14 protein-coding genes are annotated in these 13,021 nt (G+C 70.8%); 5 read left to right on the top strand and 9 right to left on the bottom strand.

What is annotated here, in order from left to right:
• Nucleotides 1-79: 79 nt before the first annotated feature.
• On the top strand, nucleotides 80-1,216 hold the full coding sequence (locus OP79_RS34375) for a PQQ-dependent sugar dehydrogenase (protein ID WP_051745140.1): 1,137 nt from the start codon (nucleotides 80-82) through the stop codon (nucleotides 1,214-1,216).
• A 38-nt stretch (nucleotides 1,217-1,254) separates the two neighbouring features.
• Here the strand turns inward: OP79_RS34375 and OP79_RS34370 are convergent, their stop codons facing one another.
• Nucleotides 1,255-2,031 (bottom strand): aminoacyl-tRNA hydrolase, encoded by a 777-nt coding sequence (locus tag OP79_RS34370; protein ID WP_033325803.1) that lies wholly within the window; start codon nucleotides 2,029-2,031, stop codon nucleotides 1,255-1,257.
• 71 nt (nucleotides 2,032-2,102) lie between these two features.
• On the opposite strand from OP79_RS34370, the gene OP79_RS56525 reads away from it, so the two are divergent.
• Together OP79_RS56525 and OP79_RS56520 are read left to right on the top strand one after the other, a co-directional pair.
• Nucleotides 2,103-3,002, top strand: a complete 900-nt coding sequence (locus tag OP79_RS56525) for an ATP-binding cassette domain-containing protein (protein WP_051745139.1) — start codon at nucleotides 2,103-2,105, stop codon at nucleotides 3,000-3,002.
• Nucleotides 2,999-3,676, top strand: coding sequence for a hypothetical protein (locus OP79_RS56520; RefSeq protein ID WP_033325802.1), 678 nt, complete (start codon nucleotides 2,999-3,001; stop codon nucleotides 3,674-3,676). Before OP79_RS56525 ends, OP79_RS56520 begins: the two co-directional genes overlap by 4 nt.
• Nucleotides 3,677-3,682: 6 nt before the next feature.
• On the opposite strand, the gene OP79_RS34355 is transcribed toward OP79_RS56520, so the two are convergent.
• The 8 genes from OP79_RS34355 to zapE all read right to left on the bottom strand — a co-directional run bounded on the left by OP79_RS34355 (nucleotide 3,683) and on the right by zapE (nucleotide 11,386).
• The gene (locus tag OP79_RS34355; protein WP_033325860.1) at nucleotides 3,683-3,880 is read right to left on the bottom strand and encodes a hypothetical protein; all 198 of its coding nucleotides are present in this window, start codon (nucleotides 3,878-3,880) and stop codon (nucleotides 3,683-3,685) included.
• A 79-nt stretch (nucleotides 3,881-3,959) separates the two neighbouring features.
• Nucleotides 3,960-4,820, bottom strand: a complete 861-nt coding sequence (locus OP79_RS34350) for an aldo/keto reductase (protein WP_033325801.1) — start codon at nucleotides 4,818-4,820, stop codon at nucleotides 3,960-3,962.
• A 126-nt stretch (nucleotides 4,821-4,946) separates the two neighbouring features.
• On the bottom strand, nucleotides 4,947-6,323 hold the full coding sequence (locus OP79_RS34345; RefSeq protein WP_033325800.1) for a PhoX family protein: 1,377 nt from the start codon (nucleotides 6,321-6,323) through the stop codon (nucleotides 4,947-4,949).
• A gap of 103 nt (nucleotides 6,324-6,426) precedes the next feature.
• Nucleotides 6,427-7,344, bottom strand: a complete 918-nt coding sequence (locus OP79_RS34340; RefSeq protein WP_033325799.1) for a slipin family protein — start codon at nucleotides 7,342-7,344, stop codon at nucleotides 6,427-6,429.
• 180 nt (nucleotides 7,345-7,524) lie between these two features.
• Nucleotides 7,525-9,012, bottom strand: coding sequence for a SulP family inorganic anion transporter (locus OP79_RS34335; RefSeq protein WP_033325798.1), 1,488 nt, complete (start codon nucleotides 9,010-9,012; stop codon nucleotides 7,525-7,527).
• A gap of 7 nt (nucleotides 9,013-9,019) precedes the next feature.
• The gene (locus OP79_RS34330) at nucleotides 9,020-9,610 is read right to left on the bottom strand and encodes a carbonic anhydrase (protein ID WP_033325796.1); all 591 of its coding nucleotides are present in this window, start codon (nucleotides 9,608-9,610) and stop codon (nucleotides 9,020-9,022) included.
• A gap of 181 nt (nucleotides 9,611-9,791) precedes the next feature.
• The gene (locus OP79_RS34325; RefSeq protein ID WP_033325795.1) at nucleotides 9,792-10,157 is read right to left on the bottom strand and encodes a hypothetical protein; all 366 of its coding nucleotides are present in this window, start codon (nucleotides 10,155-10,157) and stop codon (nucleotides 9,792-9,794) included.
• 134 nt (nucleotides 10,158-10,291) lie between these two features.
• Complete coding sequence (gene zapE, locus OP79_RS34320) at nucleotides 10,292-11,386, bottom strand: cell division protein ZapE (protein ID WP_033325794.1); 1,095 nt, start codon at nucleotides 11,384-11,386, stop codon at nucleotides 10,292-10,294.
• 36 nt (nucleotides 11,387-11,422) lie between these two features.
• Between zapE and OP79_RS34315 the strand changes: the two genes are divergently transcribed.
• Together OP79_RS34315 and OP79_RS34310 are read left to right on the top strand one after the other, a co-directional pair.
• Nucleotides 11,423-12,208 carry a pyrimidine reductase family protein gene (locus tag OP79_RS34315; RefSeq protein ID WP_033325793.1) on the top strand — a complete coding sequence of 262 codons (786 nt, stop codon included), beginning with the start codon at nucleotides 11,423-11,425 and terminating at the stop codon, nucleotides 12,206-12,208.
• 157 nt (nucleotides 12,209-12,365) lie between these two features.
• Nucleotides 12,366-12,839, top strand: a complete 474-nt coding sequence (locus tag OP79_RS34310; RefSeq protein ID WP_106972550.1) for an indole-3-glycerol phosphate synthase — start codon at nucleotides 12,366-12,368, stop codon at nucleotides 12,837-12,839.
• Nucleotides 12,840-13,021 lie beyond the last annotated feature (182 nt).

Below are 13,021 nucleotides of genomic sequence, written 5' to 3'. Positions count from 1 at the left end.
GCTGTTCGATCCGTTCAGGTAATTGACCGTGTCCCGTCAGGTCGCGATTCTGGGACGGCCCCCCACTCTTGGAGAACCGATGCGACCGACGAGCAAGCGCAGCACCCGTAGAACCCGTAGAGCGCTGACCACGGGCACGGCTCTGTCCCTGACCGGGCTGTTACTGGCGAGCCTCACCGGACTCGGGCCAGCCCAGGCCGACACCGCAACTCCCGCCGCCACAGCGGCAGTTGCGGGCGTACCGACCTCCGTCACCCCCCTCACCACCGGGCTGACCATCCCCTGGGGCGTCGACTGGCTGCCCGACGGCTCACACGCCCTGGTCACCGAGCGCGACGACTTCCGGGTCTGGAAGGTCGCCCCCGACGGCACCAAGACCCAGGTCGGGACGGTCCCCAACAGCCAGACCACCGACGGCGAAGGCGGACTCATGGGCGTCGCCGTCGACCCCGACTGGGCCACCAACCACCACGTGTACTTCATGCACACCGCCGCCGAGGGCAACCGCATCGCCCGCATGACATACGACGGCACCTCGCTCAGCGGCTACACGGTGATCCTCCAGGGCATCAGCAAGGCCCGCTACCACAACGGCGGACGGCTCGCCTTCGGCCCCGACGGCTATCTGTACGCCACGACCGGCGACGCCCAGAACACCGCCCTCGCCCAGGACCGCGACTCCCTCAACGGCAAGATCCTGCGCCTGACCACCTCCGGGGACCCGGCCCCCGGCAACCCCTTCGGCAACCACGTCTACAGTCTCGGCCACCGCAATCCGCAGGGGCTCGCCTTCGACCGCAACGGGCGGCTGTGGTCGGCCGAGTTCGGCAACACCCGCTTCGACGAACTGAACCTGATCAAGCCCGGCGCCAACTACGGCTGGCCCACCTGCGAGGGCACCTGCTCGGTCGCCGGGATGACCAACCCGAAGAAGACCTGGACCACCGGCGAGGCCTCGCCCAGTGGCATTGCCATCGCCGACAACGTCGTCTACATGGCCGCCCAGCGCGGCCAGCGCCTCTGGCACATCCCCATCGAGGGCGACACGGAGAACGTGGGCACGGCGACGGCGTACTACGTCGGTACGTACGGTCGGCTCCGTACGGTGCTCAAGGTGCCCGGCAGCGAACAACTGTGGCTGACCACCACCAACGCCGACGCCAACGGAGGCCAGCCGGACGGCGCGGACCGCATCCTGCGGGTCACCCTGGGTTGAGGGAAGTCGTCGCTCTGCCGGACGACGACGCCGCGCACTCAGCCCCAGGTGGCCGGTCGTCGCGCGCCTTCCGGCAGGGCGCCGACCCGCTCGTATCCCTCGACCGCGACGGTCAGCCCGGGCGCGATCTCCGTGAAGCCCGCGTCGCGTACCAACGGGAGCCCGCTCGTGGTGAGTTGGGCCCACAGGGCGGGAGGCGCGGTGCGGACCGAGAGGGGGAAGCCGGCGTCGCGCCAGGCTTTGCGGGCCTCGTCGGGGAGTTCCCACCAGGCGAGTTGGGCGCCGTGGCCGGCCTGGGCCATGGACTTGCCGGCCGACATGTCGACATCGGGGCTCATCCAGAGCACGGGGGCCGTCGGGTCGGGGTCCCCCGGTGCTTCAGGGTCGTCGAGTTCCGTGCCGGAGACCTGGAGGCGGGCCAGGTCCTTGGGCCAGCCGTCCAGGGGGACCGGCGGGAAGACGCGTACCTCGGCCGACTTGCCGGTGACCGTGATGCCCGGCAACGCCTCGGCCCGCCGCCACTCGGCGCCCCGCGCCCGCCGCACCACCTTGCGGATCCGGGCGTCCTGCCAGTCCCGCATCGCCTGCGCCCACTCCCCGTCCCCTTGCGACCGCTCGTCGCTGAGCATCACCAGGACGGCGCGGGCAGCGGTTTCGAGTGCGTCCGTACGCGCTGGGGGCTCGCTCCGCTCGATACGGACGACCAACGGCAGCACGTACTGCGGCGCCTTGTCGCGGGCGGTCTGCTCATGACGGAAGGGGCTGTCCTCACTGTCGGCCTGGCCGCCCGGGGTGGTCGTCTGGTCGCTGCTCACGCCCTCCAGTCTGCCAGGCGGAAGATCGGTTCCTCTGCGCGCAGCCGAAAGTACGCGCGAGGATGGCCCGCATGAAACGCGAGTTGCTGCTGGAAGGGGTCGGCCGCCGTTACGGCCTCGGTGGCCCCTGGGTCCTGCGCGGAGTCGACCTGACACTGGCCCCCGGCACCCTGACGCGCGTCGAGGGCGCCAACGGCACCGGCAAGTCGACCCTGTTGCGCCTGCTCGCCGGGATCGACGCCCCCACCGAGGGCCGCATCACCGGCCGTCCGCGCACCGCGTACGTCCCCGAGCGCTTCCCTGCCGCCCTGCCCTTCACCGCGGCCGGCTATCTGATCCACCTCGGCAGCATCCACGGTCTCTCCCGCGCGGAGGCCGCCCGTGCCGCGGTCGAGTGGCTGGAGCGCCTGGGCGCCGCCGAGTACGCCCGTACGGCGATGTCGGAACTCTCCAAGGGCACCAGCCAGAAGGTCGCGGTCGCCCAGGCCCTGCTCGCCGAACCGGAACTCCTCGTCCTCGACGAGGCCTGGTCCGGCCTCGACAGGGCCGCCCGCACGGAACTGGAGCGGGCGGTGCTGGAGCGCACGGCCGTCGGCGGCACGGTGGTGTTCGTCGACCACGACCCTCGGCGGCTGGCGGGGGTGCCGGACGCGACGTACGCGGTGGCCGACGGCAACTTGCGTGCGATGACGGAGAGTTCGGCGCCGCAGGACTCGTACGTGGTCGTCGAGGTCGAGGGGCCGTCGGGTGCCGAGCCGCCCGCCGAGGCGACACGGCTGACGGTGTCCGTCGAGGAGCCGGGGCCCGGAAGGCTCCGCCTCACCGTCCCCGAGACCCACTCGGACACTGTTCTCAGGACCTTGCTGACGGCCCGCCCGCCGTGGCATGTGATCAGCGTGGGGGAGGAGTCCGCCGCGAACGGCGTACTGACGTCCCGCTCTGCCGACACGGATGCCGAGGTCCGCTCATGACCGCCCTCCGCCCCCTCCTCCGCTACCAGGCGGCCCTCCTGCTGCGTTCGCAACGCTGGCTGCCGCCGGTCATCCTGTACGCGGTGTTCCTGGCCGTCGGAGTCCAGACGGGCCAGCCGATACTGGACTCGCTCGGTTACGCGGCCGCCGCCGTACTCCCGATCGCCGCCTGGTTCGTACGGATCTGCGCCACCAACGAACCGCCCGCGGCGCGGAGTTGTGTGGGCGCGGCGGCCGGGCCCACACGGGCGCATCTGGCCTGCCTGCTCACGGCGTTCGGCGCGGCGGCGCTGCTCGGGGTGGCGGCGACGGTCGTCGTGATGGTGATCAGCGATCCGACCAGCACGAACCACCAGACGCGCCTGCCGATCCTCCCGGCGGGCGGGGCCGGGCTCGTCGCCGCGCTGGTGTGCGCCCTGCTGGGCACGGCCGTGGGCGCGCTCACGACGTGGCCGCTGCTGCGTTCGCCCGGCCGGGCGGTTCCGGCGATGCTGCTCGGGGCGGTGCTGGCGCTGGTGGTGACGGGTTCACCGGCCCGGGCGGCGATCAGCGACCTGGTGACGGGCTCGCAGGCGGGGACGGTACCGGCGCCTTTGCTGCCGCTGATCGGTGCCGGCGCGACGGCAGCGGCGGCCATCGCGGTGGCTTGCGCGCTCACCACCCGCCGAGGCTGATCGCCGTCACCCGGAGCAGGCGGTGCGCTGCGCCTCCTGCCACTCGCAGACGGGGCACAGCGTGATCCCCTTGTACGACTCCGGGTACTCCGTGGGCTTCTGGCACAGCACGCACTCGGCGAAGGGCGGTCCCTCGGCCTTCGCCGGGGCTTCCGGGGTCTCCCGGGCGGCCTCGGAGCCGCCGGTGCCGCGGTAGTCGCTCATGGCTTCAGCGTAGGCCGGACCCGGTGCGACCGATGCCCGCACCGGTGAACCCGCCTCCTCCGCACTCCTCGTCAGCTCGTCACGCCGCGTCGAGTCGGGCCAGCTCCTCGGCGGACAGCTTCAGCTCCGTCGCGGCGACCGAGTCGCGGATGGTCTCGGGGCGTGAGGAGCCCGGAATCGGTATCACCACCGGCGCCTTCGCGAGCATCCACGCCAGGCACACCTGCTGCGGGCTCACGCCGTGTGCCTGCGCCACGTCCGCGAACACGGCGAACCGCGAGCCCAGCTCACCGGCCTGCGCGATCCCGCCCAGCGGGCTCCACGGCAGGAACGCGATGCCGAGTTCCGCACACAGTTCCAACTCCCGTTCGCTGGAGCGGAAAGCGGGCGAGAATTGGTTCTGCACGCTCACCAGCCGGCCGCCGAGGATCTCGCCGGCCTGCCGGATCTGATCGGGATCGGCGTTGGAGATGCCCGCGAAGCGGATCTTGCCCGCGTCCAGCAGATCGCGGATCGCCCCGACCGACTCCACGTAGGGGACCCTCGGGTCCGGCCGGTGGAACTGATAGAGCCCGATGGCCTCGACGCCGAGCCGCTCAAGTGACGCGTCGCAGGCCTTCTTCAGGTACTCCGGCGAGCCGTTCTGCGTCCATGAGCCGTCGCCCGGACGCAGATGGCCGCCCTTCGTCGCGATCAGCACGTCAGAGGTGTCTCCGCCGTACTCGGCCACCGCGCGGGCGATCAGGGACTCGTTGTGGCCGACCTCGTGGGCGTGCAGGTGGTAGGCGTCCGCGGTGTCGATCAGGGTCACGCCGGCCTCCAGCGCGGCGTGGATCGTCGCGACCGAACGCCGCTCGTCGGGGCGCCCCTCGATGGACATCGGCATACCGCCCAGACCGATCGCGCCGACCTGGGCCTCGCCGATGGTGCGTGTCTGCATGGAGGTTCCTCCTGGGGGAGTCATTCGGTACGCCCAGCCTCCACCTCGACGTTTTTGCCGTCCAACACGAGAACCTGATCGCTTTCAGCAGCCGTGGTGATGAATCGCTCGGCATCGCGTGGCGGGCTACCTTCGCCAGGGCCCCGTCACCGCGAACGTCGTCCCCGGCGCGTAGCAGTTCACGTACATCGTCCGGCCGTCGGGGGAGAAGGTGACGCCCGCGAACTCGCCCCACTCGGGCTCCTCGGGAGACCCAATGTTCTGCCGGTTGCGGGCCATCGCGTACACCTCGCCGCGGCGCGTCACGCCGTACACGTGCTGGGCGCCCCCGCCGTCCTCGCAGACCATCAGGCCGCCTGAGGGGGCGAGACAGATGTTGTCGGGGGATTCGCCGGGGAGTTGTACGTCGGTGTCGGGGCCGAAGACGATCACCAGGGTCAGGCGGCGGGCGTCGGGGTCGTAGCGCCAGATCTGGCCGTAGTGGTCGGCGGCGGAGCCCTCGGCGCTGCGGGCGAAGGAGGAGACGAAGTACACGCTCCGGCCGCCCCAGTAGCAGCCCTCCAGTTTCTGGGCGTGGGTGATGCCCTTGGGGCCGAAGTCCTGGAGGCGGATGGGGGTCTGGGCGGCCAGCGGGTCCGGTACGTCCGCCCACTCGATGCCGTCGAACGTGGCGCCCGTCTCCTGGATCGTGGAGAGGTCCGGTACGCCCGGCACGCGCATCGCCTGGAGCCGGCCGCCTGCGCGGAGCGAACCGCAGCCGCCCTCGGGCTTGTTGGGCAGGAAGCGGTAGAAGAGGCCGAAGGGCTTCTCGAAGGCGTCCTCGGTCTCGTAGACGATGCCGCGCTTCGGGTCGACGGCGATCGCCTCGTGCTGGAAGCGGCCCATCGCGGTGAGGGGCACGGCGCCCGTGCGGTGCGGATCGGCCGGGTCGACCTCGAAGATGAAGCCGTGGTCCTTGGTGTAGCCGTTGGTGCCCGCCTTGTCCTCGTTCTCCTCGCAGGTCAGCCAGGTGCCCCAAGGGGTCGGCCCGCCCGCGCAGTTGACGGCGGTACCGGCGATGGCGACCCGTTCCCCGAGCACCTTCCCGTGCTCGTCGAGCGTCAGCGTCGTACAGCCGCCCTTGCCCATCGGGTCGTACGTCAGCCCCTCGACCGTCGGGACGGCGAGCGTCGCGGTGTTGCGGTTCTCGTGGTTGCGGACCAGGTGGACGCGGCCTGAGTGCCTGTCCGTGGAACGCCCGGCGAAGGCGGCCATCCCGTCGTGGTTGCCGGGCACCTTGCCCTCGCCGGAGCGGAGTTCGTCGCCCTCGCGGGACAGCACGCGATAGCGGAAACCTTTCGGCAGGTCGAGCAGGCCCTTGGGGTCGGGGACGAGGGGACCGTATCCGGAGTGGCCCAGCGCGGTGGCCGTACCGGCGAAGAGTTCGGACAGGGCACCGGAGAACGCGATGCCTGCTCCCAGGGCACCGGACCGGGCGAGTACTTGACGTCGTGTGGCGGACATGGGGCGACCTTCCTGTTGGCGGACAGGATGCGGACAGGACTGTGACCCGCACGTGTGTACCACGCGGTGGGGGCTGAGTGAACCACGCGCGTGGCGTGGCGCCTCACTGATCGTCAGGCGACTCGAGTGGCTCGGGTGACTCGGACGGCGACTGATCGCCAGGCGACCCGGGCGGCGGGGGAGTCGAGGACGGTGGGGGAGTCGGGACAGCCGGGGGACTCGTGGGCTCACCCTGTTCCCGTTCGCCGAGCGCCGGCGCGGCCTGCTGCGCCCGCTCCAGGAACCGCAGCAGCTCCACCGGGAATGGCAGCACCAGCGTCGAGTTCTTCTCGGCGGCGACCGCCACCACCGTTTGCAGCAGCCGGAGTTGGAGTGCGGCGGGCTGCTCGGACATCACCCCGGCGGCCTGCGCCAGCTTCTTCGAGGCCTGGAGCTCCGCGTCGGCGTTGATGATCCGGGCCCGGCGCTCCCGGTCGGCCTCGGCCTGCCGGGCCATCGACCGCTTCATCGTCTCCGGCAGCGACACGTCCTTGATCTCGACCCGGTCGACCTGCACACCCCAGCCCACCGCCGGGCTGTCGATCATCAGTTCCAGGCCCTGGTTGAGCTTCTCGCGGTCCGACAGGAGGTCGTCGAGGTCGCTCTTGCCGATGATCGAGCGCAGCGAGGTCTGCGCCATCTGCGAGACCGCGAAGCGGTAGTCCTCGACCCGGATGATCGCGGCTGCCGCGTCGACCACCTTGAAGTAGACGACTGCGTCGACCCGCACCGTCACGTTGTCCCGGGTGATGCCTTCCTGGGCGGGCACGGGCATCGTGACGATCTGCATGTTCACCTTGTGCAGCTTGTCGACGGCGGGGATGATCATGGTGAATCCGGGCGGGCGCGGCTCACCGCGCAGCCGCCCGAGCCGCAGGACGACGCCCCGCTCGTACTGCCTGACGATCCGTGCCGCCGCCGCGAGATACACCAGCCCCGCGCTCCCGGCCGTCACGGCCGCGGCCACCAACTCCTCAAGCATGATGACGACCCCCTGCCGTGCGAGTCTCTGCCGTTCGAGGCCCTGCCCGTTTCGAGTCGCCGCTTACGTCGCTCTGAACCGCTCTATGTCGTTCTTTTAACGGTATGCCGGTAACGGTATGCCTGGTCCGAGGCTCGGTCGAGCCTCGGACCAGGTCTGATCACAGGTGGTGAAGGCAGGCTACGGCGTGTTGACCTTCACCGGCTCGGTCCCGGACGCGCTGACCCTCACCGGCTCCGTCCCGGTCGCGCTGTGCCGCTCGGCCCAGTTCTCCAGGGCCGTACGGCAGGCGTGGTCCAGGTGGTGCAGTCCGGACAGGTCCAGCTCCACCGGCCGGTCCTGGGGCAGCGCCTCCAGGTTGTCGAGGATCTTCGGCAGCCGCAGGAAGGTGGCGTTGCCGGACAGGTACGCCTGGACCGGACCCGCCCCCTTGTCGATGATCTCCAGCTTGATGTGCGAGGCCTCCCAGGCCGTCTTGGCGACGGCCAGGGCGAGTCCGATGAGGACGCCCTCGAACATGTTCACCGCGACGATCGACACGGCCGTGACGATCAGGATCAGCGCCTCGCCCCGGTGATCACGCCACATCGACGCGATCCCCCGCAGCGGGATGAGCTTCCAGCCCGCGTGCACCAGGATGCCCGCGAGTGCCGGCAGCGGAATGTAGGCGAGCACCGCGGGCAGCAGCGCCGCGAACAGCAGCAGCCATACGCCGTGCATCACCCGGGACGCCTTGGTCTTCGCGCCCGCCTGGACGTTGGCGGAGCTGCGCACGATGACCGCGGTCATCGGCAGCGCGCCGAGCACGCCGCAGACGGTGTTGCCCGCGCCCTGCGCCATCAGCTCCTTGTCGTACTCGGTGCGCGGTCCGTCGTGCAGCCGGTCCACGGCGGCGGCGCTGAACAGCGACTCCGCGGAGGCGATCAGTACGAAGGCCGCGATCGTGCCGAGCAGGCCCACGCTCGCCAGCTCACCGAAGGCGCCGAGCCCCGGCGGCTGGATCGATTCGAGCAGGCCCTGGACCTCGACGGTCGCGACGGGCAGCGAGAACACCAGCGCCACGATCGTGGCGAGCGCGACCGCGCCGAGCGCCCCCGGCACCGTACGCACCTGCCGCGGCAGGTGCTTCCACAGCACGAGCACGGCGATCGTGCCGGCCCCGAGCCCGAGCGAGGCCAGCGCCTCGGCGGATCCGGCGGAGTCGGCGAGCAGCCCCGGCAGTCCGGCCAGCTTGGCCAGACCGGAGGCCGGGGCCTCCACGCCCGCCGCCGAGTAGAGCTGCCCGGCGATCAGCACGAGCCCGATCCCGGCCAGCATGCCCTCGACGACGGCCACCGAGATGGCCCGGAAGTAGCGCCCCAACTTCAGGGCGCCCATGAGGAGTTGGATCAGTCCGGTGGCCAGCACGATGACACCGAGCACGGGCAGCCCGAACTCGCGTACGGCCTCGAAGACCAGCACGGTCAGACCGGCGGCCGGACCCGAGACCTGCAGGCTGCTGCCGGGCAGGAATCCGGTGACGAGCCCGCCCACGATGCCGGTGACCAGGCCGAGTTCGGCCGGTACGCCGGAGGCGACGGCGACGCCCACGCACAGCGGCAGGGCGACGAGGAAGACGACGAGCGAGGCGGTGAAGTCCTGCCGCAGATAGGGGTACTTGGTGAGCATCGTGGCCTCAGAGCTCCGTGAAGACGTCGGACTGGGCGTCATGAGCCAGTACGGAGCCGGTGTGGATCTCGTAGAACCAGCCGTTCAGGCGTAGCTGACCGGCCGCCAGGCGACGCTCCACGCACGGGTACGAGCGGAGCCGGAGCAGCTGGGCGAGTATGTGGCCCTGAACGGCGTCGGTGACGGTCGGGTCCTCGACTGCCCCCGCTGGCTTGGGTGTTGCTTGCGTGAGCCAGTCGCGGACGGCGGGTACGGCGGTCAGGTCCTCGTCGCGTACCAGGGCGCCGACGGCACCGCAGTGGGAGTGGCCGCAGACGACGATGTCGTCGACTCCGAGGACCTCCACCGCGTACTCGATGGTGGCCGCCTCGCTGGTGGGCTGCTCGGAGACGTACGGGGGCACGATGTTGCCCGCGGTGCGCAGCTCGAAGAGTTCACCGGGCCGGGCTCCGGTGATCAGGGCCGGGACGACCCGCGAGTCGGAGCAGGTGATGAACAGCACCTGCGGGGACTGGCCTTCGGCGAGGCGGGCGAACTCCTCCGGACGCTCGGCGGACTGCTTCCGGAAGGAGCGGGCGTGATCGATGAGGGGCTGCATGTGTCAGTTCCTCCTGGCGCGCCGTGGGGGGCGCGTCGGTGTGTACCAGGCGTGCCGTCACGGCACGTCGGTTGACGAGACAGAGCGCATACGGGCACGTCGGCACGACCCCCACGTCGCGCGCTCGGCAGACGTGGCGTGGTGAGGGTGGGACGTGAACGGTTCGTACCCGGCGGTCAGATCAGCAACGGAAGACCTGAAGTACCGCTGGGGTATGGGCTCTTGACGATCTGGTCGTACGGAGCGACGCGGCTGCCCCGGTGTGTGCCGGGTCCCCGTGCTCGGTCGCCGGGTCCCTGGCGACCAGTGCGCGCGCGGGTGTCTCCTGGGCGGAGTCCGTGGAGCGCTGCCGGTCGCGGACCCTGAGGGGCGCCGTCTCGGCGTTGAGATGCTTGCCCTCGCCGCAGCCGGCCGGTTCGGCGGCGACCGCGGTTTCGGTCCTCGGGTGTGCGGACGCGACGGAGGCGGTGGGAGCAAAGAGCTGCAGGGCCAGTAGGACGGCGGCGAGTACGCCATACAGCGTCCGGGCCGTCGTGCCTCGTAACATGCGCCCCCTCTCAGCCGCTCTCCGGTCAAGGCTTCTCACGTCAACAACCAAGTTAACGCGGGAAGTTGTTTGCAGGGTTAACTTAACGTTTCACCCTGAAGAGAACCTGAAAGGGTCCGCGAAAGTTCCCGGAGTCAGTTCTCCACCAGCCCCTTCGCGTCGCGGGCCAGCGCGGTGAGCCGGGAAATGGCCCGGAAGTACTTCTTCCTGTAACCGCCCTTCAGCATCTCCTCGTTGAACAGCTGGTCGAAGGGCAACCCCGAGGCGAGGACCGGCACTTCGCGGTCGTAGAGCCGGTCGGCGAGGACGACGAGCCGCAGCGCGGTCGACTGGTCCGGGACCGGCCCCACATCCGTGAGGCACACCACCTTCAGGCCGTCGGTCAGCGCGCCGTACCGGCTGGGGTGCACCCGGGCGAGGTGCGCCAGCAGACGCGGGAAGTCGTCGAGCGCGGCGCCTTCGGTGGCGTACGCCGCCTTGGTGACCTGCTCGTCGGAGAACGGCGGCGGGGCCTCGGGCAGCCCGCGGTGACGGTAGTCCTCGCCGTCGATGCGCAGCGCGCGGAAGTGCGCCGACAGGCCCTGGATCTCCCGCAGGAAGTCGGCCGACGCGAACCGGCCCTCGCCGAGCTTGCCGGGCAGCGTGTTGGAAGTGGCCGCGAGCGCCACGCCCGCCTCGACCAGCTTGCCCAGCAGCGTGGACACCAGGACGGTGTCGCCGGGGTCGTCCAGCTCGAACTCGTCGATGCACAGCAGACGGTGGCCGGACAGCGTCTTCACGGTCTGCTGGAAACCGAGCGCGCCGACCAGGTTCGTCAGCTCCACGAACGTGCCGAAGGCCTTGAGCGCGGGCTCCGCCGGGGTCGCGTGCCACAGGGAGGCGAGCAGGTGCGTCTTGCCGACGCCGTAGCCGCCGTCGAGGTAGACGCCGCGGGGGCCGGCCGGGCGGGCCTCCGGCTTGCGGGAGAACCAGCGGCGCCTGCCCGCACCACTGGCGTGCGCCCCGCCGAGCCCGGTCGCGAAGCCGTCGAGCACCCTGACGGCCTCGCTCTGGCTGGGCTGGTTCGGGTCCGGGATGTACGTACTGAAGCGGACCGAGTCGAAGCGCGGCGGCGGCACCATCTCGGCGACCAGCCGGTCCGCGGGGACGTGCGGCTCGCGGGCGCACAGGGACAGCGGGGTCGCTTCGGCGGTGGGGCCGGTCCCGGAGGCTGCGGTGGAAGTGGACACGCTTACTCACTCTACGGGGCGTGCCACACTGCCGACATGCGACGTCTGTTCCCTGTGACCGACGAGACAGCGCCCTCCGGCGGCGACGCGGACCGCGAGTGGAGCCTGGCCGAGCTGGCCGTGGCCTACGCGTATCCCGAGCACGGTCCGGGCGGCCGTGAACCCTGGCTGCGGGCCAACATGGTCTCCACGCTCGACGGCGCCGCCCAGCACGACGGCCGCTCACAGCCCATCTCCGGCGCCACCGACATGCGGATCTTCGGCACACTTCGAGGGCTCGCGGATGTGGTGCTGGTCGGTGCCGAGACGGTGCGGCAGGAGGGCTACCGGCCCGCACGCGCACGTGAGGACTTCGCCGCGCTCCGCGAGGCGGCAGACCAGGGCCCGGCGCCCGCGATCGCCGTGGTGAGCGCAAGCCTCGAACTGGACTTCACGCTGCCGCTGTTCACCTCGCCCCTGGTGCCCACGCTGCTGCTCACGGGAGCCGCGGCGGCTCCCGACCGGATCGCGACCGCCGAGAAGGCCGGCGCCCAGGTGGTGATCGCCGGAGACGGCATGGGTGTGGACCCCGCACGGGCCGTACGCGCCCTGGGTGAGCGCGGTCTGCACCGGCTGCTGACCGAGGGCGGACCGCGGCTGCTCGGTCAGCTGGTCGCGGCGGGGGTACTCGACGAGCTGTGCCTGACGGTCTCCCCGATGCTCACGGCGGGGAACGCGCAGCGCATCGCCGGGGGGCCTCGGGTGGCGGTGCCCAAGCGGTTCGAGCTGACGTCTCTGCTGGAAGAGGCCGGGTTCCTGTTCAGCCGATACCGTCGGACGTGACGCAGCGGAGCCGATCTTCCGGGTCTGCTGCCGGGGGCACACTAGTTCCCGCGGTATCCGTGCGGGTACGGGGCAAGATGATTTTCGCGGGCCTGGAAACGGGCCCACGGAGGAGGCAGGGCCAACGACGGCCCTCGGAGGAGAAGGGGCGCCTGTCGTGTTCACAAGCGTTTTGATGATCGAGAAGGCCCTCACGTCCGCCGACGTGGAGTTCGTCACCAGCTTGCACGGGGACGAGGAGGTCGCCTTCCACGTGCTGCTCCAGCCCCGCGGTGAGCAGGCGGCCCGGCTGCTGCGGGCCATCGACGACGTGGCGCTCGGCTCGCTGAACGAGGCGGCGCGCGAGCTGGAGGCTCCCGCCGGGGAGCAGGCGATCAGTGAGGGGCAGCGGGCCCTCGACGTTTCGCTGGTCGCCCTGCGGGCTGCAGGTGCGCAGGCGGTGGGGCGGTTGATCGAGCACCACCCCTTGGACTCACTCAAGTCCCTTGTCGACGAGACCGACGCCGATGAGGTGATCGTGCTCACCGATCCCCACTACGTGGAGGAGTTCTTCCACCGTGACTGGGCCTCGCGGGCTCGGCACAAGGTGGGGGTGCCGGTGTTGAAGCTGTTCTCGCACAGCAAGGTGTAGCGCGGGTTGCCTCCGGCGGTTGGGCGGGTGGGTTCGTTTTCGACTGCGGCGCCGTCGTGGCTGGTCGCGCAGTTCCCCGCGCCCCTAGGACTTGTCCGGTCGATCATGTGACGACTCCGTTCCCAAGTCGTTGATATGGACATGGGACGGGGTGATCTGACGGATGCCGAGTGGGAACGACT

Origin of the sequence: Streptomyces yerevanensis (assembly GCF_000716805.1) — a bacterium.
In the GTDB taxonomy this organism is placed as follows: Bacteria; Actinomycetota; Actinomycetes; order Streptomycetales; family Streptomycetaceae; genus Streptomyces; species Streptomyces flaveus.
This window is presented reverse-complemented; position numbering and strand designations above follow the sequence as displayed.